Source organism: Myroides injenensis M09-0166, assembly GCF_000246945.1.
Taxonomy (GTDB): domain Bacteria; phylum Bacteroidota; class Bacteroidia; order Flavobacteriales; family Flavobacteriaceae; genus Flavobacterium; species Flavobacterium injenense.
The window spans coordinates 1-264 of record NZ_BAEX01000199.1; the positions used below are offsets into that span (position 1 = coordinate 1).

Here is a 264-nt window from a genome sequence, read left to right on the forward strand (position 1 = left end):
TCCTATCCCTAATTTACCCTATCAATGTATTGTAAAAGGTGATTCTAAATATTTAAGTTTAGCTGCCGCATCTATTCTAGCAAAAACATATAGGGATGATTATATGGATAAAATACATGAAGAGTTCCCTATGTATAACTGGAAAAAAAATAAGGGATATCCGACAAAAGAACACCGTGAAGCCATTAAAGAACATGGACCTTGTAAATATCACCGTATGTCTTTTAAGTTACTTCCAGATCAATTAAAATTAGATTTATAAAT

At 30.7% G+C, this 264-nt stretch carries 1 pseudogene; it reads left to right on the top strand.

Annotated elements, in window-relative coordinates:
• Positions 1-262: pseudogene (locus RH98_RS15125) on the top strand (ribonuclease HII); the annotation flags it as partial.
• Positions 263-264 lie beyond the last annotated feature (2 nt).